1 protein-coding gene is annotated in these 274 nt (G+C 42.7%); it reads right to left on the reverse strand.

Going from position 1 to position 274, the window contains the following annotated elements; translation table 11 throughout:
* Nucleotides 1-274, reverse strand: a 274-nt coding sequence (locus AN389_RS19810; RefSeq protein WP_146258108.1) for a DDE-type integrase/transposase/recombinase, incomplete at both ends; no start/stop codon positions are given.

A 274-nucleotide genomic window follows, 5' to 3' on the forward strand; every position in this document is an offset into this window, starting at 1 on the left:
GCAACTGCATTATCATGACAGTTCCCAGCTCGACTCATCGAAGGCACAAGATTATGTTCTTTCAAAAATGCGAGATAGTCAGCGCTACCGTATTGGCTACCTTGGTCACTATGTACCATTACCTCAGCCTTCGGTTGACGTTGATATACAGCCATCAACAGTGCATTTATCACCAACTGCTTATCCATATTTTTATCCATCGACCAGCCCACAATGCGCCGAGAGAATAAATCCATCACTGTTGCCACATATAAAAAACCTTCATAGGTTCTTA

The organism is Pseudoalteromonas sp. P1-7a (assembly GCF_001401855.1).
Taxonomy (GTDB): Bacteria; Pseudomonadota; Gammaproteobacteria; order Enterobacterales; family Alteromonadaceae; genus Pseudoalteromonas.